The 21,880-nt window shown below is 72.9% G+C and carries 17 protein-coding genes and 1 pseudogene; 10 read left to right on the top strand and 8 right to left on the bottom strand.

Annotated elements, in window-relative coordinates; translation table 11 throughout:
• Positions 1–329: 329 nt before the first annotated feature.
• The 4 genes from ACFV3R_RS27920 to ACFV3R_RS27905 all read right to left on the bottom strand — a co-directional run bounded on the left by ACFV3R_RS27920 (position 330) and on the right by ACFV3R_RS27905 (position 4,213).
• Positions 330–1,841, bottom strand: a complete 1,512-nt coding sequence (locus ACFV3R_RS27920; RefSeq protein ID WP_385588875.1) for an FAD-dependent monooxygenase — start codon at positions 1,839–1,841, stop codon at positions 330–332.
• Positions 1,838–2,245 (bottom strand): hypothetical protein, encoded by a 408-nt coding sequence (locus ACFV3R_RS27915; RefSeq protein WP_385588873.1) that lies wholly within the window; start codon positions 2,243–2,245, stop codon positions 1,838–1,840. The genes ACFV3R_RS27920 and ACFV3R_RS27915 overlap by 4 nt, the downstream gene beginning before the upstream one ends.
• A 223-nt stretch (positions 2,246–2,468) precedes the next feature.
• Positions 2,469–3,323 (bottom strand): endo alpha-1,4 polygalactosaminidase, encoded by an 855-nt coding sequence (locus ACFV3R_RS27910; protein ID WP_385588871.1) that lies wholly within the window; start codon positions 3,321–3,323, stop codon positions 2,469–2,471.
• A gap of 221 nt (positions 3,324–3,544) precedes the next feature.
• Entirely contained in the window at positions 3,545–4,213 is a 669-nt protein-coding gene (locus ACFV3R_RS27905) for a class I SAM-dependent methyltransferase (protein ID WP_385588891.1), read from the bottom strand.
• A 344-nt stretch (positions 4,214–4,557) separates the two neighbouring features.
• Here ACFV3R_RS27905 and ACFV3R_RS27900 point away from each other — a divergent pair, with 344 nt between their 5' ends.
• Positions 4,558–5,184: a GntR family transcriptional regulator gene (locus tag ACFV3R_RS27900; protein ID WP_385588889.1), complete on the top strand. Its 627-nt coding sequence runs from the start codon at positions 4,558–4,560 to the stop codon at positions 5,182–5,184.
• A 150-nt stretch (positions 5,185–5,334) separates the two neighbouring features.
• Here the strand turns inward: ACFV3R_RS27900 and ACFV3R_RS27895 are convergent, their stop codons facing one another.
• Both ACFV3R_RS27895 and ACFV3R_RS27890 read right to left on the bottom strand, forming a co-directional pair.
• Positions 5,335–6,129, bottom strand: coding sequence for a carbon-nitrogen hydrolase family protein (locus ACFV3R_RS27895; protein WP_385588870.1), 795 nt, complete (start codon positions 6,127–6,129; stop codon positions 5,335–5,337).
• Positions 6,130–6,208: 79 nt separating this feature from the next.
• Entirely contained in the window at positions 6,209–7,519 is a 1,311-nt protein-coding gene (locus ACFV3R_RS27890) for an MFS transporter (RefSeq protein ID WP_385588887.1), read from the bottom strand.
• 196 nt (positions 7,520–7,715) lie between these two features.
• Here ACFV3R_RS27890 and ACFV3R_RS27885 point away from each other — a divergent pair, with 196 nt between their 5' ends.
• Both ACFV3R_RS27885 and ACFV3R_RS27880 read left to right on the top strand, forming a co-directional pair.
• Positions 7,716–8,408 (top strand): DUF2848 domain-containing protein, encoded by a 693-nt coding sequence (locus ACFV3R_RS27885; RefSeq protein ID WP_385588868.1) that lies wholly within the window; start codon positions 7,716–7,718, stop codon positions 8,406–8,408.
• An 814-nt stretch (positions 8,409–9,222) separates the two neighbouring features.
• A pseudogene (locus tag ACFV3R_RS27880) lies at positions 9,223–10,158 on the top strand (non-reducing end alpha-L-arabinofuranosidase family hydrolase); the annotation flags it as partial.
• Between the two features lie 351 nt (positions 10,159–10,509).
• Here ACFV3R_RS27880 and ACFV3R_RS27875 read toward each other — a convergent pair.
• Positions 10,510–11,454, bottom strand: a complete 945-nt coding sequence (locus tag ACFV3R_RS27875; RefSeq protein WP_385588866.1) for an SDR family oxidoreductase — start codon at positions 11,452–11,454, stop codon at positions 10,510–10,512.
• A gap of 260 nt (positions 11,455–11,714) precedes the next feature.
• On the opposite strand from ACFV3R_RS27875, the gene ACFV3R_RS27870 reads away from it, so the two are divergent.
• Positions 11,715–12,557, top strand: coding sequence for a helix-turn-helix transcriptional regulator (locus ACFV3R_RS27870; RefSeq protein WP_385588864.1), 843 nt, complete (start codon positions 11,715–11,717; stop codon positions 12,555–12,557).
• A gap of 125 nt (positions 12,558–12,682) precedes the next feature.
• Here the strand turns inward: ACFV3R_RS27870 and ACFV3R_RS27865 are convergent, their stop codons facing one another.
• Positions 12,683–14,968 carry an FdhF/YdeP family oxidoreductase gene (locus tag ACFV3R_RS27865; protein ID WP_385588862.1) on the bottom strand — a complete coding sequence of 762 codons (2,286 nt, stop codon included), beginning with the start codon at positions 14,966–14,968 and terminating at the stop codon, positions 12,683–12,685.
• Positions 14,969–15,176: 208 nt separating this feature from the next.
• On the opposite strand from ACFV3R_RS27865, the gene ACFV3R_RS27860 reads away from it, so the two are divergent.
• The 6 genes from ACFV3R_RS27860 to ACFV3R_RS27835 all read left to right on the top strand — a co-directional run bounded on the left by ACFV3R_RS27860 (position 15,177) and on the right by ACFV3R_RS27835 (position 21,827).
• On the top strand, positions 15,177–16,091 hold the full coding sequence (locus ACFV3R_RS27860) for a LysR family transcriptional regulator (protein ID WP_385588860.1): 915 nt from the start codon (positions 15,177–15,179) through the stop codon (positions 16,089–16,091).
• Between the two features lie 364 nt (positions 16,092–16,455).
• A complete protein-coding gene (locus tag ACFV3R_RS27855) occupies positions 16,456–17,748 on the top strand; it encodes a flavin-containing monooxygenase (RefSeq protein WP_385588858.1) in 1,293 nt (430 codons plus the stop codon).
• A gap of 9 nt (positions 17,749–17,757) precedes the next feature.
• Positions 17,758–18,225, top strand: coding sequence for a RidA family protein (locus ACFV3R_RS27850; protein ID WP_385588856.1), 468 nt, complete (start codon positions 17,758–17,760; stop codon positions 18,223–18,225).
• Complete coding sequence (locus tag ACFV3R_RS27845; protein ID WP_385588854.1) at positions 18,222–18,896, top strand: DUF1028 domain-containing protein; 675 nt, start codon at positions 18,222–18,224, stop codon at positions 18,894–18,896. The genes ACFV3R_RS27850 and ACFV3R_RS27845 overlap by 4 nt, the downstream gene beginning before the upstream one ends.
• The gene (locus ACFV3R_RS27840; RefSeq protein ID WP_385588852.1) at positions 18,896–20,041 is read left to right on the top strand and encodes a M20 family metallopeptidase; all 1,146 of its coding nucleotides are present in this window, start codon (positions 18,896–18,898) and stop codon (positions 20,039–20,041) included. The genes ACFV3R_RS27845 and ACFV3R_RS27840 overlap by 1 nt, the downstream gene beginning before the upstream one ends.
• Before the next feature lie 343 nt (positions 20,042–20,384).
• On the top strand, positions 20,385–21,827 hold the full coding sequence (locus ACFV3R_RS27835) for an aspartate ammonia-lyase (protein ID WP_385588850.1): 1,443 nt from the start codon (positions 20,385–20,387) through the stop codon (positions 21,825–21,827).
• Positions 21,828–21,880 lie beyond the last annotated feature (53 nt).

Below are 21,880 nucleotides of genomic sequence, written 5' to 3'. Positions count from 1 at the left end.
CGATATATGCACCGCGCGCGTCTCCCCGGCTCCGGCCGAGGCGGCAAAGAGGTCGGTCCTTCGACATCGCGTTCCCTCCCCCGGCCCCGGGCCCACCCATGACTTGACCACCCCGCGTGCACCAGCCGGACCACATGCGGCAACGCACGGCACACACCTTCGGCGACAGGCCCGCAGATCCGCAGATCCGCAGACCGCAAGGCAGCGGTCCGGAGCCCCGCGACGGCAGGCACCCCGACGGCCCCGCCCCCGTGCACGGGCGGAGAAGGACGGTCGTGTTCGTGGACGGCCCCGGCGGAGGTCCCCCGCGCGGTCCGGGGCGCCGGGTGTCAGCTCGCCCGCTTGCTGACCTCCACGGGCGGTGCCCACTCGGCGATGGCCCTCGCCGTCTCCTCGGGTCCGGCGTGGGAGGTGGCGTGGGCGACGTGGCCGTCGGGGCGGACCAGGACGGCGGCCAGGCCCTCCCAGGGGCCTGCGGCCGGGCGCGCGGCACGCACCTGGACCTGCGGCGTCGCGAGGTCGCTGAGGCAGCCACCCGGTATGAGGTCGACGAGCAGGAAGCGCTCGGGGTGCAGGGCGCGCATCAGGGAGGAGCCGTCGGCCAGCGCCAGGTCGGGCGCCCGGGTGCCGGTCAGCGGGTGGTGGCCGTCCGGCGCCGGGTAGGAGACGCCCAGCCCGGAGAGCCAGGAGACCAGCTCAGCGGCCGTGCCGTCGCCTCGCGCCACGAGCTCGGTGAACAGGTCGCGCAGCGCCTCTCCACCGGGGGTGAAGGTGGTCATCAGGGCGCCCTGTGCGAGGGTGTTGGCGGCGAGCCGCGCGGCCACCGGTCGCCGCTCGTGGTCGTAGCCGAAGGGGCCGTCGACCGTCCCCCGTGCGGCCCGTCCGTGGACCTCGGCGGCGAGTTTCCACGCCAGGTTGGCGGCGTCCTGGAGCCCCACGTTGAGTCCCTGCCCGCCGGCGGGGAAGTGGACGTGTGCGGCGTCGCCCGCCAGCAGGACCCGGCCGGTGCGGTAGCGGGCGGCGTGGCGGTTGGAGTCGCTGACGCGGGACAGCCAGTACGCCTCGGTGATGCCGCAGTCGGTGCCGGTGATCCGTCGGACGGAGTCCAGCAGCGCGGGCAGGGTCAACGGCTGCGCCTGGCGGGCGCGCACCTCCTCGGCCGTGAGACCGGTGTCGGCGGCCTCGGTGCCGAAGACGCGGTAACGGCCGTCCGGCAGCGGCAGGACGCTCATGTTCCCCGTGTCGCGGAACCACAGGTGCCGGGCGGCCCGTGGCGGCTGGTTCAGCGCCACGTCGGCGACGAAGCCGATCGATGTGGGCGGGCTCCCGGGGAACTCGACGCCGGTCAGACGCCGCACCAGGCTGTGGGCGCCGTCGGCACCCACCAGGTAGCGGGCCTCGTGGACGGTGTCGCCGACAGTGACCCGGACCCCGTCGGGGCGCTGTTCCGTGCCGGTCACCGGCCGGCCGTAGTGGACGGGCACGTCCCGGTCGCGCAGGTGAGCCAGCAGGGCCCGCTCGGTGCGTGCCTGCGGGATCATCAGGACGAAGGGGTAGGGAGTGTCCAGGTCCGAGTAGTCCAGCAGTCGCGGCAGGGTCGCGAAGTGGGTGTGCGGGGTGGTCCTGCCCTGCTCCAGCAGGACGTCCGCCATGCGGCGTCCGTCCGCGACGCGCAGCGTGGTGAGGATCTCCAGCGTGCGCGGGTGGACCGTGGTGGCCTTGGAATGCTCGCTGGGGGCGTCGTTCTTCTCGAACACCTCGACAGGCACGTCGGCGGCGTCCAGCAGCGCGGCGGTCAGCAGCCCGACCGGACCGCCGCCCGCCACGATCACCGCGGTCACCGTCCCGCCCGGGGCCTCAGCAGGGCGACGCCCGTGACCAGTGCGCCGGTGGACGCGACGTGCAGCAGCAGGGCCTTGCGGTTCGGCGCCCAGACGCCGGTGGTGGGGCCGCCCGACCACATGGCCGCCGCGAAGCCGGCCGTGGCGGCGGCCATGCCCCGCCAGCCGGTGTGTCCGCGGCCCGGTCCGGCGAGCGCGGCGAGCGCCACTCCCGCCATCGCCCCCGCGGTCACCAGGGCCTCGCGCGCCATGTGGTACTGGACGTGTCCGGCGCCGTGCCGCACCTCGGGGGCCCGGTAGGTGTCGTCGGTGATGTGGGTGACGGTCTGCCACACCGAGGGCGCGGCAGCGGCGATGCCCGCCAGAGTGACCGCGGTCCCGATCCTGTCCCTCGTGGTGCCCATGGTTCTGCGTCCTCCCGGTGGCGTGCGGCTCGTCCTGTACGGACGCCCCTCAGACTATGCGCAGCGGCCCTGGTCACAGGGGCGGTCCGGTGCGGGTACGTCGATGTCCGGACACACGCCGGGACGGGCGGGGTCCCGCCGGGCCGAGGAGGCCGGACGCTCAGGAGACACCCGGGCTCTCGTGCCCCCGCGCCGAGCGGGGAACTGCCGCGAGGGCGGGTTCTCAGCAGCGGGCAAAGACGTGTCCGTGCTTCCCGCGTGGGGTGACGTCGCGGTCGCGCAGCACGACGGACAGCTTGCTGCCCCAGTCCTCGCAGGCCCGGTGAAAGCCACTCCGGGTGTACTCCACGACGAGGACGTGCTCGTGGTAGGTGCGTGCGTACTCGCCGCACTCGTCGTACTCGGCGCACTCCTCGGCGACCGCGAAGTCGAAGTGCGTCCGGCCCTGCTGGTCCAGGACCTCGGTGGTGTTCTTCTGGCCCACCGCCAGGCCCTCGGCATGGGCCCTGCCGGTCAGGAGCCGGGCGAAGGCGACGGCGTCCGCCTTGTCCAGCAGGCCGTGGGAGCGGGTGTAGGAGTCGAGGTTGTCCGGTTCGACCGCCTGGAAGCCGTTCTTCGCGCAGCCCTCGATCCACGGGCGCTCCACCGCGAGGAGGGCGGTGCGCTTGCCGGGGGTCGAGATGTCCAGCAGCGGTTCCTGCCAGTCCTCGTCGACGACCTCGTGGCCCGCGTGGTCGCGCAGGAGCAGGTCGGGGTGGTGGTCGCGCCACCAGTCGACGGCGTCGGGCTGCGCCTGGTAGGCGTTGACGTAGCAGACGTTGTAGTGCCCTGCGGCGGCCGGCGAGGTGCGGTCCCGGGAGACCACGGTGACTCCCGCGGCGGGCCGGTAGGCGCCGCCTATCTGGTAGTCGAAGCCGGCTCCCGCTTCCGGCGGTGCGACGTGGCCGCTCGGGACGGCCGTGGCGGGGGCACCGGTTCCGGGAGCGCCGCCGCTGGTGGCGCAGCCCGCCAGGGACAGGCAGCACGCGAGGACGGCGGCCGGCAGCGGGCGGAGGGGCAGACGCGACGCGAACGGCACGGGTGGGGCTCCTGCTCTGGTGGACGGCCGGGGCCGCCCCCGGGCGGGCGATACGAGGTCCGGCCCGTCGCGGTGGCGTCATCATAATGGGTCGGCCCGCGGCTCCCCCTGGTGGGAGGGGTGACGGGCCCTCACCAAAGCGCGGTGGGGCGCGGAGGCGGGACCGGCGTCGGGTGGTGGTCCGGGCGGAGGGAGCGGCACCACTCGCTTCCCGGTGACCGTCAGGCGGGTCGCCGGGCCATGACGACCAGCCCGGGCCCGCTGTGTTCCTCCGGGGGGAGCCGGAGTTCGGCGACCGGGTCCAGGCCGGCCTGCTCGATCAGGTCGACGAGTTGTTCCGGCCGCCACTTGTGTGTCGTCCAGCGGACGGGTACGCCTCCGTAGGCCTCGGTGCGCACCGCGTCCTCGTCACCGACGTGCGTGCCGGTGATGAGGTGCCCGCCCGGCTTCAGCGCGCGTGCGAACAGGGCGAGGACCTGGGGGAGGACGTGCCTGGGCAGATGGAACAGCGACCACCACCCGAGCACCCCGCCCAGGGAGGCCTCACCGAGGTCGAGCTCGGTGGCGGAGGCGACGGTGAAACGGCACTCCGGATGCAGCCGGCGCGCGTTCTCGATCATGCGGGGAGAGAGATCCACCCCGGAGACGTCCAGTCCGCGTTCGGCGAGGTAGGCCGTCACCGTTCCGGGGCCGCAGCCGACGTCGAGGACGGGCCCGCGCCCGCGCACCGTGTCGGCGAAGGCGTCGATCGACGCCTTGAGCCAGGGATGCCTGCGGATGTCGCCGACGCCCGTCGTCACGACCATGTGGGCGTAGTTGTCGGCCACCCTGTCGTAGGAGTCACGGACGACGTCGAGGTCGGCCGGCCGGTCGACGGGGTGTGCGAGCATCATCCAACGTTAGTACAGGACTTGCCACTTGGGGGGGAACGAGACGGTCACGGGTGAGGGTGGACCGTTCTTCCTTGCCACCCGGCTCGCCCCTGCGGGCGGTGAGGCGGTGATCGTACGCGCGGCGGGGCCGCCGGGGCTCTCCGCGACATCCGGGCGGGACACCTCGGCGTCCCCCTGCGCCCGTGGTGTGTGACGGACGGCGGGCCACTCCCCCGCCCTCGCTCCGGAAAGCCGCCGCGCACGGCAGCAGACCACGTGCGCGCGGAGGAACAGGCACCGGCGGAGACCCCCGCCGTGCTACCTTCTGCATACACGTTGTATGCAGCCCTGAGGGGGAGATGATGCAGTCCGGGCGGGAAAAGGCATACGCCTACCTGAAGGACAGCGTGCTCACCGATCCCGAGATGCAGGACCGCTTCCTGTCGGAGCAGGAGATCGCCGACCGGATCGGCGTCTCCCGCACCCCGATCCGTGAGGCGCTGCTCCTCCTCGCGGCCGAGGACCTGGTCCGCCTGGTGCCCAAGCGCGGTGCTCACATCGCCCGTCTGTCCGGGCGCGAGATCGGCGAACTGATGGAGATGCGCAGCCTCATCGAGCGGTACGCGGCCGAGCGCACCACCGAGCAGGGCGTCGCCCCCGTGGAGGAGATGCACCGCATCCTGGCGGACCAGGAGGACCTGCGGGGTGAGCACAACGCCAAGGACTTCATCGCCGCCGACCACCGCTTCCACGCCACCCTCGTCGCCGCCGTCGGCAACACGCTGATGAGCAGGCAGTACGACGCGCTCCGCAGCCGTCAGATCCGGGCGGGTGTGATCGCGCTCTACCGTTCGGGCAACCGCCAGGAGGAGGTGCTCTCCGAGCACCGGCAGATCCTCGACGCCCTCGCCACGGGTGACGCCGGAGCGGCGTGTGCGGCCATCGACGGCCACATCAGGGCCACCCGGCGCATCCTGCTCGCAGCCTGAGACGAGCCTCCGCCCCCGGACCGCCTGACGGCCGCCTGACGGATCAGGGCCGGCAGGTGACGGGAGGGCGCACTGGCGGTCACCGGCGCGGAGTGGGCGCCCGTACCCGCGATGCGAGTGCGGGCGCCCGGAACCTGCCCCGACGGCCCTCTACAGCCGGCGGTTGTCGAGCACGGCCACAGCCCGGCGGACCCGGGCGGCCTCCGAGACGTCCACGTCCTGGACCAGGAGCTGGGGTGCGCTGCCCAGACGCGCGCGCACCGTGCCGTCAGGCGCGACGAGGGTGCTGCGGCCCACGCCGGTGGGTGCCTTGGTCGGTTGCCGCAGGTCTGCCTCCGGGTCCGGCGGCGCCTGACCGACAGCGGCGACCCACAGCGCCGCGTCCACCGCCCGGGCGCGCACCAGCAGGTCCCACTGGTCCACCTTGCCGGGGCCGGCACCCCAGGACGCGGGGAGGACGGTGAGTTCGGCACCCGCGTCGGCGTGCGCCCGGAAGAGTTCGGGGAAGCGCAGGTCGTAGCAGGTCGCCAGCCCCACTCCGACGCCGTCGACCTGCACGGTCACCACCCGTTCACCGGCGGCGACGGTGTCCGACTCGCGGAAGCCGAACGCGTCGTAGAGGTGGATCTTGTCGTAGGAGTCCTCGACGCCGGGGCCTGTCGCCAGCAGGGTGTTGGCGACCCGCCCACCGCTCGCCGGGGTGAACATGCCCGCGACGACGGTCACGCCGGTCTCCTCGGCGACCGCCCGCACCCCGTCGGCCCAGGGCCCGTCCAGCGGCTCCGCCACCGGGGCCAGGGGGCCTCCGAAGCGCACCATGGCCGCCTCGGGGAAGACGGCCAGCCGCGCCCCCTCCCCGGCCGCGCGGCGTACGGTCTCCCGTACCTGCGCGAGGTTGTCCTGCGGTTCGTCCGAAGCCGTCATCTGGCACAGTGCGACGCGCATGTCTCTTTCCGTCCTCCTCGGTTCCTGCCTGTGACCGTCCGCCCCCTCCGGGCGGTGCGGCTTGCCCGCCCCTCGGGGCTCATTCCCCGGCCGGTGCGGTGGTCGCGGGCGCGCCGCCGTACGACAGGCGGGCGTACTCCTCGTCCTCGTCGTGGTCCGCGTTCCGGCCCAGCAGCACGCCCACCACGGTGACCACGGCCGTGCCGGCCACGTACAGGGCGAGCGGCAGCCACGTGCCGAAGGCGCCCAGCAGCGCGGTGAACAGCAGCGGCGCCACCGCGCCCCCGATCACCCCCGCCAGCGTGTAGGCCAGCGACGAGCCCGTGTAGCGCAGCCGGGGCGTGAACTGCTCGGCGACGAAGGCGGCCTGCGGCCCGTACAGGAAGGAGTGGATGACCAGGGCCAGCACGACACCGACCACCAGCAGCCCCCAGGAACCGGTGTCGGCCAGCGGGAAGAACACGAACGGCCACACCCCGGCCGCGACCGAGCCCCCGAGGTACATCCAGCGGCGGTTCCAGCGGTCCGAGAGCGCCCCGGCCAGCGGGATGAGCACGAGTTGCAGGGCCGAGGCGACGAGCACGGCGGTCAGCGCCCTGCCGCGCGCCATGCCCAGCTCGTTGGTCGCGTAGGTGAGGACGAAAACGGTGAACAGGGCGTAGAGCACGTCCGGGGTGACCCGGCACAACACGGCTGCCACCAGGGCGCGCGGCTGGGTGGTGAAGACCTCGCGGATGGGGGCCTGCGGACGCTCCCCGCTGGCCTCCATGCCCTTGAAGACCGGGGTCTCCTCCAGGCGCAACCGGATCCACAGGCCGAAGGCCACCAGCACACCGGAGAGCAGGAACGCGATGCGCCACCCCCAGGCGAGGAACTGCTGCTCGCTCAGCAGCACACCGAGGGCCGCCAGCACGCCGTTCGCCATGAGGTTGCCCGCGGGGGGCCCGATCTGCGCGGCCGACGCCCAGAACCCGCGCCGCCTCGCGTCGCCGTACTCGCTGGACAGCAGGACGGCGCCGCCCCACTCGCCGCCCACCCCGACGCCCTGCGCGAAGCGCAGCAGCACCAGCAGGACCGGTGCGACCGGGCCGACGGCGGACTGGGTCGGCAGACAGCCGATCAGCACCGTGGCCACGCCGATCAGCACCAGTGTCACGACGAGCACCTTCTTGCGCCCGATCACGTCGCCGAGCCGCCCGAAGAGGAACCCGCCGACCGGGCGGGAGACGTACCCGACCGCGTAGGTGGAGAAGGCCAGGAGGGTCCCGGTCAGGGGATCGCTGGAGGGGAAGAAGAGCTTGCCGAAGACGAGCGCCGACGCCGCGGAGTAGATCGCGAAGTCGTACCACTCCAGCGAGGTACCGGTAAGGCTCGCGACGAAGGCGCGCACGAGCGATCCCCGGTCAGGGGGCTGGGCGTGCGTGCCGGGGTGGGCGCTCGCGCCCCGCGGTTCGATGTTGTCCATGAGCCGGCCACCTTGATCTCGTTTGCTGCACCACTCGGCATACTTGCTGTATACAGGTCGTATGCGCAACCCCCCGTGGGGGAATTCATTCGCGTGCAACCGACTGTGACCTGGAGGAACCATGGGTGTCCTGAGCTTCGAACTGCCTGACGGAACGCGGCGCGAGGTCGAGGTCGCACGGCTGCTGAACGCCGGATACGCCGGCCGAAGCCAGGAGGACGTGGCGGCCCACGTGGCCGAGCTGGCCGAGCTCGGCGTCCCCGCGCCGACCACGACCCCGGCCCTGTACCCCGTGGCGCCGTACCTGGCCCAGCAGACCACGCAGGTACCGGTCCAGCACGCCCGCACCTCGGGCGAGGCGGAGTGGGGCCTGGTCGTGGACGCCACCGGTGACCTGCTGCTCACTGTGGCATGTGACCACACCGACCGTGCGCTGGAGGCGCACGGCGTGGCCTGGAGCAAGAACGCCGGGCCCGACGTGCTGGCGGGGCGTGCCTGGCGGCTGGCCGACGTCGAGGACCGCCTGGACACTCTCACCCTCCGCGCATGGGTGACTCCTGCCGGCGGCGGCCGGGAGACCCTCATCCAGGACGGCACCGCCGGGGAGCTCCTCGCCCCGGCGTACTGGGTCGAGGTCCTGCGGGAGCGCGGTGAGCTGACACCGGGCACGGTGCTCATCTCGGGGACGATCCCGATGCGGGAGGGGGTCGACCAGTTCGCCGGCCGGTGGCGGGTCGAGCTGTCCGACCCGGCGACCGGCGATGCCATCGACCTCCGCTACGACGTCGTACCCATGCCCGAGCCGATCGGCTGACCTGACCGGCAGGTGCGACCGACTGCTTCGTCCGGCCGGCCTGCGGCGGCGGACCGGTTCCCGCGGACCGCACCTCCGCCCGTCCTCCGCGTGATGCGGGCGCGCGGGACGCGGTCGCCGGGCCGACAGCAGGCGCGACCCGCAACCGTTTTCCCGGGCCTGCAGCCCGGAGCGATCCCCACCGATCCGCTGCACGGCGACACGGTCGGCGCGGGGAGGGAGGCAGGGCGGCCGGAGGGCCGGTTCCGGCACATCGAACCGGGACCGGCCCACTCGCGCGTCAGGACGCGGTGGCGACGCGGGCCGGACCCGCCTGCTCGCCCCTCTCCCCCCGCCGCGCGGGCAGGCATCCCGGGCTCTCCTCGGCGTGCGTACCCTCCGAGTGCTGCCGCCACCCACCGGACGCCACGAGCGTGAGGCGCAGGCGCTCGCGAAACTTACCGGTGCAACTGGCGAACCTTGCGAGAGGTATTGACGCCGCCAACCGGCTCCCTATCATCCAGAGTGCTCGACACTTCGACCGTTGTTCGGTATTACGAACCGCCCCGGACGCTCCACCGGCACGGCGAGGAACCTCCGGGCCAACACCGCACGGCCGAACCGGAAGGAGTGCGCGCGACCTGTGCACCTGTCATGCCCTCGTCAGATCAGCACCCGCTTACCCAAGGATCAAGGGGTCCCCATGCGCAGAGGAAGTTCCAGCCGCCGACGTCTGTCCGGGATGCTCACCGCCGCAGCCGCGGCCATGGTGGCGTTGACGGCCACGCTCGCCGCCGACCCGGCCCAGGCGGCCGTCGGCGGCGCACCACGCGGCACTGGTACCGGCGCCCCGTCAGCGAACGCCGCCTGTTCCCTTCCGTCGTCGTACCGGTGGACGTCGACGGGTGCGCTGGCGCAGCCGGCGAACGGGTGGACGTCACTGAAGGACTTCACCAACGTGGTGTACAACGGCAAACACCTGGTCTACGCCTCGAACGTCTCGGGATCGTCGTACGGCTCGATGATGTTCGGTCCGTTCACGAACTGGTCGGACATGGCGTCGACCAGCCAGAAGGGGATGGGTCAGGCCGCGGTGGCGCCCACGCTGTTCTACTTCGCACCGAAGAACATCTGGGTGCTGGCCTACCAGTGGGGTGCGTGGCCCTTCATCTACCGCACGTCGAGCGACCCCACCGACCCCAACGGCTGGTCCTCACCGCAGCCCCTGTTCACCGGTAGCCTCTCCGGCTCCGGCACCGGCCCCATCGACCAGACCCTGATCGGTGACGGCCAGAACATGTACCTCTTCTTCGCCGGTGACAACGGCAAGATCTACCGGGCGAGCATGCCCCTCGGCAACTTTCCCGGCAACTTCGGCTCCTCGTACACGACGGTCATGAGCGACTCGACGAACAACCTGTTCGAGGGGGTGCAGGTCTACAAGGTGCAGGGGCAGAACCAGTACCTCATGATCGTCGAGGCGATGGGGGCGAACGGGCGCTACTTCCGCTCGTTCACGGCCTCCAGCCTGAGCGGTTCGTGGACCCCGCAGGCCGCCAGTGAGAGCAACCCCTTTGCGGGCAAGGCCAACAGTGGTGCCTCCTGGACCAACGACATCAGCCACGGTGACCTGGTCCGCAACAACGCCGACCAGACCATGACCATCGACCCCTGCAACCTGCAGTTCCTCTACCAGGGCAAGTCGCCCACCGCGAGCGGGCCCTACGACCAACTGCCCTGGCGGCCGGGGGTCCTGACCCTGCAGCGCTGACCTGACTGCACCGGGGGCGAGCCGCGGGCAGGGGCGGGGTCGGTGGTGGTCGGTGGTCCTGGGTCGGCGGGGAACGCCTGACACGGCGCCGCCGGGCCAGGAACCGGCGTTCCACCGTAGCCGGGGCCGGTCAGGTAGGTTTCGGCCCCTTCGGGCATGACCTCGACCGCAGCGTCCGGGACGAGCACGTTGCTCCGCACAGGCACCGGGACGGCTGAGCCCGGGGCCCTCGCCGCGCAGCCTGACCAGCGCGCCCTCGGACCGGAGGCCCCGTGCCGTGTGCGGCAGTACCACGACTCGGCACACGTGCCGGTCGAATTGCCGCCGACACGACACGGGGCTTCCGGCGCCTCAGCCGTTCGGGAAGGACACCTCCGTCAGTTCCTCGGAGGTCCGCCAGACGCGCTGGGCCTCCTCGACGCCGTGCAGGCGGGAGTAGAGCTTCTGCTGTGCCGGCGCGCCGCCCAGGTGCCCGAGCCCGCCGGGGCCGTAGAACGAGCCGGGCCCGGCGTCGGGGGAGGTGGCCGCGTACAGGGCGGGGAGTTGCGCGGTCTGTACGGTGCCCAGGAGGATGCCGCGTGCGGACAGGGCGCGGATGATGCGCCGGCCCGAGGTGTCCCGGCCGCGTCCGAGTTCGGGGCGAGCGGCGAGCAGGTTCGTGGGAGCGACCCCGGGGTGGGAGAGGTTGCTCGTGATGCCCCAGCCGTTGGCCTTGCTGTGCCGGTCGAGTGCGAGGCCGAAGAGCCCGAACATGATCTTCGACTGGCTGTACGCCTTCATGCCGTCGTAGGAGCGTTCCCAGTTCAGGTCGTCCCAGTTGACGGCCCCCCGGTTCGCCGCGACGCTGATCTGCGAGGTCACGCGCGCGTGGCCGGCGCGCAGGAGCGGGAGCAGGCGGGCCGTCAGGGCGAAATGGCCGAGGTGGTTGACGCCGAGCTGGAGCTCGAAGCCGTCGGTGGTCCGCTGCCGGTCGGGCGGCGTCATCACGCCGGCGTTGTTGATGAGGAGGTGGATCGGCCGCCCTTCCTCGCGCAGCTTCTCGCCGAGGGCAGCGACGGAGGCGAGTGAGGACAGGTCCAGGTCGCGGAGCGAGACGTTCGCCCGGGGGGCCGTACGGCGGATCGCGGCGATCGCGGCCTCGCCCTTGCGTGGGTTGCGGACGGGCAGCAGCACCTCGGCACCGGCCGCAGCGAGCCTCGTGGCGAGGCCGAGCCCGATGCCGTCGCTTGCTCCGGTGACGAGAGCGCGCTTGCCGGTCAGGTCCGGGACGTGCATGTCGAGGGGTGTTCGCGGCATCTCTTCGCTCCTGCTCGCTGTGTCGTTCCCCGTTGTCGCCACCACCGTCCCGGAAGACGCGGTCGGCGTTCAGGGCCTCCCGAGCCACGGACGGGGAAGGCCAGGCTGCCGGGTTGACCCGGGTGGCGCGGCCGGTCACGCGCCGGCCACCGGGTCCGCGACGCGGCTGGTACTCCGCGTCCTCAAAGAGGGGGACCGGCAGACCGTGGCTGCGCGGCTGCGCGGACGGTAGAAACGGAGCAGCACCCGAGGAGGCAGGCATGGTGATCGACCGGACCGGACTGGCCGGGTTTCTGCGGCGCCGCCGGGAGGCACTGCAACCCGAGGACGTCGGCCTTCCCCGGGGACAGCGCCGCCGGACGAGCGGGCTGCGGCGGGAGGAGGTCGCCGCCCTCTGCCACATGTCGACCGACTACTACTCACGGCTGGAGCGGGAGCGCGGACCTCACCCCTCCGAGCAGATGATCGCCTCGATCGCGCAGGGGCTCCACCTCTCCCTCGACGAGCGCGACCACCTGTTCCGGCTCGCCGGACACCGCCCACCCACGCGGGGAGCGGCCGGCGAGCACATCAGCCCCGGTCTGCTGCGCATCCTGGACCGCCTGCACGACACCCCCGCGGAGATCGTCACCGAGCTAGGCGAGACCCTGCGCCAGACTCCGCTCGGCGTCGCGCTCACCGGCGACCTGACCGCCTACCGCGGCCCGGCCCGGAGCATCGGCTACCGGTGGTTCACCGACCCCGCCACGCGACAGCTCTACGCCCCCGAGGACCACCCCTTCCTCACCCGGATGTTCGCCTCGGGCCTGCGCGGGCTGGTCACACTGCGCGGACCCGGCTCCCGCGCAGCCCACCTCGCCGACCTGCTCCTGGCTCACAGTGCCGAGTTCCGGCAGGTGTGGGACGACCACGAGGTCGGCATCCGGCCCCGCGAGGTGAAGCGCTTCGTCCACCCCGGCCTGGGCACCCTGGAACTGACCTGCCAGACACTGCTCGATCCGGGCCAGTCCCACCAACTGCTCGTCTACACCGCCGGCCCCGGCAGCGAGAGCTACGAGAAGCTGCAACTGCTCTCCGTCACAGGAGCGCAGGCGCTGCGCTGAGGGGGGCCGCCGACGGAACCTGCCCCCGGGAAGGGGCGGGCGGCGGTCGGCTGCGGGTGGGGCGGCGTTCCCACGCCCCCTGCAACGCAGCGCGCCGCAGGGCCTGTCGGGAAAGGGCCGCGTGGTCACGCCGGGACGGGCTCCAGCCGGACGATGACGCTCTTCGAGGTGGGCGTGTTGCTGATGTCGGCGACGCTGTCCAGGGGCACCAGGACGTTGGTCTCGGGGTAGTAGGAGGCCGCCGAACCGCGGCTGGTGGGGTAGGCGACGACCCGGAAGCCCGGGGCCCTGCGCTCCACCCCGTCGGACCACACGCCCACCAGGTCCACCATGGCCGCGTCCGCGATGCCGAGGGCGGCGAGGTCGTCGGGGTGGACCATGACGACACGGCGGCCGCCCTTGATGCCGCGGTAGCGGTCGTCCATGGCGTAGGGGATGGTGTTCCACTGGTCGTGGGAGCGCAGCGTCTGCAGGACGAGGTGGCCCTCCGGGGCCTTCAGGACGGTGACCTCGTTCGCGGTGAACACGGCTTTCCCGCTGGGTGTGGCGAAGACGCGCCTGTTGACCGGGTTGGGCAGCCGGAATCCCCCGGGCCGCGCCACCCGCGCGTTGAAGTCCTCGAAGCCGGGGACGACTCGGGAGATCCGGTCGCGGATGGTGCCGTAGTCGGCCTCGAAGTCCTCCCAGGGGATGTCCGGGCAGGAGCCGAGGACCCGGCGGGCCAGCCGGCTGATGATGGCGACCTCGCTCAGCAGGTGCCCGGATGCGGGTGCCAGTCGGCCGCGGGTGGCGTGGACCTCGCTCATGGAGTCCTCGACCGTCATGAACTGCTCCCCGCCCGCCTGGACGTCACGGTCGCTGCGCCCCAGGGTGGGCAGGATCAGCGCGGTCCGCCCGCACACCGCGTGGGAGCGGTTGAGCTTGGTGGAGATGTGGACCGTGAGGCGGCAGTTGCGCATGGCGCGCTCGGTGGCGTCGCTGTCAGGGGTGGCGCGGACGAAGTTGCCGGCGACCCCGACGAAGACCTTCGCCCGGCCGTCGCGCATGGCACGGATGGCGTCGACCGAGTCCACACCGTGGGCGGTGGGCGGGGTGAAACCGAACTCGGCGCCCAGCGCGTCGAGGAACGACTGCGGCATCCGCTCCCAGATGCCCATCGTGCGGTCGCCCTGCACGTTGCTGTGGCCCCGGACCGGGCAGACCCCCGCCCCGGGCCGGCCGACGTTGCCGCGCAGCAGCAGGAAGTTGACGACCTCGCGGATGGTGGGCACCCCGTGCTTGTGCTGGGTCAGGCCCATCGCCCAGCACACGATGACGCTGCGGCTGCCCAGCACACGGCCGTGGACCTGCTCGATCTCCGCCCTGCTCAGGCCGGTGGCGCTCAGGATCTCGGGCCAGGTGACGTTCCTGGTGTGCTCGGCGAAGGCGTCGAACCCGGTGGTGTGCGTGTCGATGAAGTCGCGGTCCAGTACCGTTCCGGGCGCCTCGTCCTCGGCCTCCAGCAGCAACCGGTTGAGTGCCTGGAAGAGGGCGAGGTCGCCGCCGGGGCGGATCTGCAGGAACTGGTCGGCGATGTCCGTCCCCCGGCCGACGATCCCCCGGGCCTTCTGCGGGTGCTTGAACCGCAGCAGCCCGGCTTCCGGCAGGGGGTTGACGGCCACGACCTGCCCGCCTCGGCGCTTGGTCTCCTCCAGCGCCGACAGCATCCGCGGGTGGTTCGTCCCGGGGTTCTGGCCGACCACGAAGACCAGGTCGGCGTCGTAGAGGTCGTCCAGGCTGACGCTGCCCTTGCCGATGCCCAGGGTCTCGCCAAGTGCGGCCCCACTGGACTCGTGGCACAGGTTGGAGCAGTCCGGGAGGTTGTTGGTGCCGTAGGCGCGCGCCAGCAGCTGGAGCAGGAAGGCCGGCTCGTTGGCGAGACGTCCGGAGGTGTAGAACAGCGCCTCGTCGGGGTGGTCCAGCCCGCGCAGTTCGCCGGCGAGCAGGTCCAGCGCCTCGTCCCAGCCGACGGGTGTGTAGTGGCGTGCGCCCTCGCGCAGCACCATCGGTTCGGTGAGCCGGCCCTGCTGGTTGAGCAGGCGGTCCGACATCCCGTTGAGTTCGTCGACCGAGTGGCGCGCGAAGAACTCCCTGGTCACCCTGCGAGTGGTGGCCTCGTCACTGATGTGCTTGGCGCCGTTCTCGCAGTACTCGTTGCGGTGCCGCTCCTCCGGTCCGGGCTCGGGCCAGGCGCAGCCGGGGCAGTCGAAGCCGCGTGGCTGGTTGATGTTCAGCAGGGTGAGGGCGGTGCGCTTCGCCGAGGTCTGGCCCAGCGCGTACGTCAGCGCGTGCGCGACGGCGGGCGCACCGGTGGCCCAGGTCCTGGGCGCGGAGACCGTCACGTTCTCGGGCTGCTCTTCGACGTCCCGCATGCCTCGTCCTTTCGCTCTGGGGCTCCGGGCACCGCCGGGCGCGGTCAGGGAGCGGAACGGCGAGCGGGGGTCCTCCGGGTCTGTGACATACCTTCCTCCACCGGAAAAGCGCTGGTCAACGCGGCTTCTCCTATCATGTGATAGGCAAGTCCGATCACGAGTGTCCGGCCGCTCCCGCGGCCCGCCGGTACGGGGAGACCAAGAGGAAGTGCTGCTCCGCCAACTCGAGTACCTGGTCGCCCTCGCCCGCATCCGTCATTTCGCCCGGGCCGCTCAGGCCTGTTTCGTCTCCCAGCCGGCGCTGTCGGAGGGGATCCGGAAGCTGGAGGACGAACTGAAGGTGCCCCTGGTGCGGCGTGGGCGCAGGTTCAGCGGGCTCACGCCCGAGGGCGAGCGGGTCGTCCTCTGGGCGCAGCGCATCCTCGCCGACCGGGACGCCATGCGGGAGGAGATCGGCGCGCTGCGGGCGGGGGCGACGGGGCAGCTGCGTATCGGGGCGGTCCCGACGGCTTCGACGGCCGTGTCCCTGCTGACGCGGCCCTTCTGCGCCGCCAATCCGCTCGCGACGGTGCTGGTGCGCGCGGACCTGCAGGCCGAGGACATCCTCGCCCGGCTGCGGGCCTACGAACTCGACGCGGCGGTCACCTACCGTCCCGGCCCGGCCGAGACCGGCTTGACCTTCCTGCCCCTGTACCGGGAACGGTACGTGCTCCTCGCCGCCGGTTCCGGAGCGGGCCCCGCCGAGATCGGCTGGCGGGAGGCGGCCCGCCAGCCGTTGTGCCTGCTGGACCCGCTGATGCAGGGCCGGCAGGTACTCGACTCGGTCTTCGCCGAGATCGGCGCCCCGGTCGCCCCCAGGGTGGAGACCGACTCCATCGCCTCCCTGTTCGCCCTCGTCAGGACGGGCCAGTGGGCGAGTGTCGTCCCGCACGCCTGGCTGCACGTGTTCGGTGTTCCCCCCGGCATGCAGGTGGTCCCGCTGGTGGACCCGGTCCGCACCGCCGACGTCGGCCTGCTGCTCCCCGCCCGGGAGCCCGTCCCGGTGCTGGGGCAGGCCCTGGTGAACGCCGCGGCCGGGGCTCGTGTCGCGGAGGCGTTGGAGTCCCTGCCGACGGCGAGCTGAGCCGCACCGCTCCCCCGCGCACCTGCGTGCCGCCGGGGCGGGCCGGGCGGCGTCGGCTGCACCGCCGTACCGCCGTACCGCCGTGCGGCCGAGGCGACGACCGGACCCGGACCCGGCACCGTCGCGCGCCCCCCACGCCCACGTCCGCGTCCCGGCCCCGTCACAGCCGTGACCCGCCGCGGCGCGACGCCGGCATGGCCCGGCACAGGCCGCCGGAACCCTCGGGCAGCCTGCATCGCCAAATCAGATCACCTGCAACGGAAACATCTGTTGGACAGAAGTCGGACGGGGCTCCAAGGATGTGTTCTGCGGCAGCACGGCCGATGCGAGGCCGGGATGAACTGCCGCGGGAGTGGAGGTTGAAGTGCCGAGTGAAGAGACCCAGGTAGTCGTTGTCGGAGCGGGTCAGGCCGGCGTGGCGGCGAGCGAGCACCTGGGCGCCGCGGGGATACCGCACATCGTGCTGGAGCGGCACCGGGTGGCCGAGCGGTGGCGTTCGGAGCGGTGGGACTCCCTGGTCGCGAACGGGCCCGCGTGGCACGATCGGTTCCCGGGGCTGGAGTTCACGGACGTCGACCCGGACGGCTTCGCCTCCAAGGACCAGGTCGCCGAGTACTTCGCCGCGTACGCCGAGAAGATCGGCGCCCCCGTCCGGTGCGGTGTCGAGGTGACCCAGGTGCGCCGGCACGCCGGCCGACCCGGCTTCCGGGTCGAGACCTCGGAGGGGTCCATCGACGCGCGCTTCGTGGTGGTGGCGACCGGGGCCTTCCAGCGGCCCGTGATCCCGCCCATCGTCCCCGAGGACGGCGTCGTCCCCGTGCAGCTCCACTCCAGCGGGTACCGCAACCCGGACCAGTTGCCTGCGGGCGCGGTCCTCGTGGTGGGGGCCGGGTCCTCCGGGGTGCAGATCGCCGACGAGCTGCGGCGCTCCGGCCGCCGGGTGTTCCTCTCCGTCGGTCCGCACGACCGTCCGCCCCGCGAGTACCGGGGGCGCGACTTCTGCTGGTGGCTCGGTGTGCTGGGCCGCTGGGACGCGGAGACCCCGCCGGAGGGCGCCGAGCACGTCACCATCGCGGTCAGCGGCGCCCGCGGCGGCCACACCGTCGACTTCCGCGCCCTGGCCGCCTCCGGTGTCGAGCTGGTCGGCATGACGGCGTCCTACGACGACGGCGTCCTGAGCTTCGCGCCGGACCTCGCCAAGAACATCGCGCTCGGCGACGAGAAGTACCTCGAACTGCTCCGGGCGGCCGACGCCTACGTCGAGCGCAACGGGCTCGACCTGCCCGAGGAGCCGGCGGCCCACGTCCTCGGCCCCGACCCGGACTGCGTGACCGATCCGCGCCGCGAGCTGGACCTGGCCGAGGCCGGTGTCACCTCGATCGTCTGGGCGACGGGTTTCGCCACCGACTACGGCTGGCTGGAGGTCGACGCGTTCGACGAGCGGGGGCGTCCGAAGCAGCGGCGCGGGGTCTCCACCGAGCCCGGCGTGTACTTCCTGGGTCTGCCCTGGCTCTCCCGCCGCGGGTCCAGCTTCATCTGGGGGGTCTGGCACGACGCCCGGTACGTCGCGGACCACATCGCGACCCAGCGGGGCTACCTCGCCTACGGCACCCCCGACCGGCCCGGCGCCGCGCCGGCCACCACCCAGAAGAACTGAGGAGCGGACATGACCTCCACGCACCAGGACACCGCCAAGGCCCCGATCGTCGCAGGCGGACACACCCGGATCCGGCCGTTCAACACGCGTGACACCTATCCCGAGCAGAACCTCGACAACGACCTCTGCCAGGCCGTCGTCGCCGGCGACACGGTGTACGTCCGGGGCCAGATCGGCCAGGACCTCGACACCAGTGAGTCCGTGGGCATCGGCGACGCCGAGGCCCAGGCCGAGAAGGCCATGGCGAACATCGCGATGCTGCTCGAAGAAGCCGGCAGCCGGATGGAGCACCTGGTCAAGCTGACCATCTACCTGGTCGACCCGCGCTACCGCGAGGCGGTGTACCGCACGGTGGGCCGCTGGACCAAGGGCGTCCACCCGATCTCCACCGGCCTGGTGGTGTCGGCGCTGGCCCGCCCGGAGTGGCTGTGCGAGATCGACGCCGTGGCCGTGATCCCCCGGGGAGGCCGGGCATGACCTTCTCGCTCGTGGTCCGCGACGGTGAGCGGTTCGGCATCGCGGCCAGCTCCTCCAGTCCGGCGGTCGCCGCCCGCGTCATGCACCTGCGGCCCGGGGTCGGCGCGGCGACCTCGCAGAACATCACCGACCCCACGCTCGGCACCAGCCTGCTGGCGGGGCTGGCGGAGCATGGCGACGCCGAACGCGCCCTCGCCGGCGTCACCGGCGACGCCCGGCACGCGCGGACCATCGCCTACCGCCAACTGACCGTGCTGGGCCGCTCCGGGCCCGGGTACGCCTACAGCGGACCGCACACCCTGGGCACGTACGCCTCGGCCGGCGCGGACGGCGCGGTCGCGGCCGGCAACATGCTCTGCGGCGAGCACCTGCCCGGCGTCCTCCTCGACGCGTACGCCGCCGCGACGGGTGAGCTGGAGGAGCGGCTGCTGACCGCGATGAAGGCCGCCGTCGCGGCCGGCGGTGAGGAGGGCCCGGTCCACTCCGCGGGGATGGCGGTCGTCGCCGACGTGGGCTGGCGCGTCACCGACCTGCGGGTGGACTGGGCGGAGGACCCCGTCGACCGGCTCGGCGACCTCCTTGAGGTGTGGCTGCCGCAGCGCGACGACTACGTGCGGCGCGGCCTCGACCCCGCCTCCTCGCCCTCGTACGGCGTCCCGGGAGACCTGTGATGAGCGGGCTGAAGCAGGCGGCGCGGGGCGCGGTCGACCGGCACGCCGAGGAGTTGGTCGGCCTGTCCGAGCGCTTGCACGCCGACCCGGAGACCGCCTGGGAGGAGCACCGGGCCGCCGCCGCCGTACCGGACCTGCTGGACCGGGCCGGGTTCGACGTCACCTCGTCCTACCTGGGCCTGGACACCGCGTTCCTGGCCCGCTTCGGCAGTGGTCCCGTCCGGGTCGCGCTGTGCGCCGAGTACGACGCCCTGCCCGGCCTCGGGCACGCCTGCGGGCACAACCTCATCGCGGCGAGCTCGGTCGGCGCGGCGCTCGGCCTGGCCGCGGTCGCCGACGACGCCGGCCTCACCGTCGAGGTCTACGGCACCCCGGCCGAGGAGGGCGGCGGCGGCAAGATCGAGATGCTGGAGCGCGGCGCCTTCGGCGGTGTGGACCTGGCCATGATGGTGCACCCTGCGCCGGTCGACGTGGCCGAGGCCCGCCCGTTCGCGGTCAGCCACTCCAGGATCTCGTACACGGGGAAGTCCGCGCACGCCGCCGCCTACCCGGAGTCGGGCGTCAACGCGGCCGACGCCTTCACCGTGGCCCAGGTCGCCATCGGCCTGCTGCGCCAGCAACTGCCGGCCTCGGCACGGGTGCACGGTGTGGTCACCCACGCCGGCGACGCCCCCAACGCCATCCCCGAGCGGGCCGCCGGGCGCTGGTACGTCAGGGCCGAGACGCTCGCCGAACTGGCCGAGCTGGAGCCGCGCGTCATGCGGGCCTTCGAGGCGGGCGCGCTCGCCACCGGCTGCGAGCTGGAGATCGAACCGGAGAGCAAGCCGTACGCGGAGTTCCGCACCGACGAGGGGGCTCTCGGCGACTACCGGATGAACGCCCTCGCCCTGGGGCGGGAGTTCGCGCCGCCCGGCCAGGCCGCCCGGATGAACCGTGCCTCCACCGACATGGGCAACGTCTCCCAGGTCGTCCCGGCCATCCACCCCTACATCGGCATCGGTTCCCTGCCCGCCACCAACCACCAGCACGAGTTCGCCGCGTACTGCGTGGGCGGCACGGCTCAGCGGGCCCTGCTGGACGGCGCGGTCGCGCTGGCCTGGACCGGTGTGGACCGGGGCGTGCCGGGCGGAGGGGTGCCGGCGTGACGGCGGCGGTCGCCGCACCGGCCGGGCCGGGTGCTGTGCTGCGGCCGGCTCGGGGCGGGAGGCCGTCCGGGGCCGCCCCCGCCGCCGCGGCCGGAGCACCGGCCGCGATCCCGGCCGGCGCCGCCGGGCCGGCGGTCGTGAGTGTGGCGGTCGCCGGTCACGCGCCGCGCCGCTCCGGCCGGTGCGCGATGCCGGCCGCCGCGAGGGGCCGGGCGGGCGCTGCCGCCCCCCTGCCCCCCACCTGCCCCGGGGCGCACCCGGCCGGGGTTCCCGCCGCCCCGGGCGGACGGCCCGGCGGGCCGTCCGCCCGCCCCTTCGACCCGCGACGCACCGGAGGACACCGATGTCCCTGACTCCCCTCTCCCGTCCCGTCGAACCTCCGAGCGACCGGCCTCGCAGTGAGCACGACATGCTCGGCTGCGTCGAGGTGCCGGCGGACGCCTACTACGGGGTGCACACGGTGCGGGCGGTGGCCAACTTCCCCGTCACCGGGGAGACGCTCGCCGCCCGCCCCCACCTGATCCGCGCGCTGGCGGCGGTGAAGGAGGCTGCGACCCGGGCGAACGCCGAGGTGGGCGCGTTGGACGACACGCTTGCGGCGGCGATCGTCGACGCCTGCGCCGAGATCCGCGGAGGTGCGCTGCACGACCACTTCCGCGTCGACCTCGTCCAGGGCGGCGCCGGCACCTCGACCAACATGAACGCCAACGAGGTGATCGCCAACCGTGCCCTGGAACTGCTCGGACGGCGCCGCGGCGAGTACGCCGTCCTGCACCCGCTGGACCACGTCAACCTGGGCCAGAGCACCAACGACGTCTACCCGACGGCGGTGAAGCTGGCGCTGGACGCGCACGTCGGCGCGGCTCTCACCGCCCTCGCCGGGCTGCGTGAGGCGTTCGCGGCCAAGGCCGCCGAGTTCGCCGACGTGCTGAAGGTCGGCCGCACCCAGTTGCAGGACGCCGTGCCCATGACGCTGGGCCAGGAGTTCGGGGCGTTCGCCGCGACCCTCGCCGAGGACGAGCAGCGGCTGGCGGAGGCCAGGCTGCTGCTGCACGAGCTCAACCTGGGCGGCACGGCGATCGGTACCGGCCTCAACGCCCGCCCGGGCTACCGGGAGCGCGCGGTCGAGCACCTGCGCCGGCTCACGGGCATCCCCACCCTGGTCTCCGCCCCCGACCTCGTCGAGGCCACCCAGGACGTCGGGGTGTTCGTGCAGCTCTCCGGTGTGCTCAAGCGCGTCGCGGTGAAGCTCTCCAAGATCTGCAACGACCTGCGTCTGCTGTCCTCCGGCCCGCAGGCCGGGTTCGGGGAGATCAACCTGCCCGCGCGGCAGGCCGGTTCGTCCATCATGCCCGGCAAGGTCAACCCGGTGATCCCCGAAGTCGTCAACCAGATCGCCTTCGAGATCATCGGCAACGACGTGACCGTCACCCTCGCCGCTGAGGGCGGTCAGCTCCAGCTCAACGCCTTCGAACCGGTCATCTACCGGACTCTGAGCGCCGGCCTCGACCACCTCGCCGCCGGTGCCGGCGTCCTCACCGAGCACTGCGTGCGCGGCATCACCGCCAACGCGGACCGGCTGGCGGAGGCTGTCGCGGCCTCCACCGGGCTGGTCACCGCGCTCGGTCCGGCGCTCGGTCACGAGACGGCGTGCGCCGTAGCGCTGGAGGCACACCGCACCGGCAGGCCGGCGCTGGACCTGATCCGTGAGCGGGAGCTGCTGACCGAGGCGGAACTCCGGCTGCTCACCAGCCCCGCCTCCCTCACCGGCCTGCCCTCGCTCTGACGACGGCGGCGACGGCGCCCGCACACCTCCGGCTCTTCCCTTCCCACCCCCAA

The organism is Streptomyces sp. NPDC059740 (assembly GCF_042733155.1).
Lineage (GTDB): Bacteria > Actinomycetota > Actinomycetes > Streptomycetales > Streptomycetaceae > Streptomyces.
Note: the sequence above shows the minus strand (reverse complement) of the source record. Positions and strands in the feature narration are given on the sequence as shown.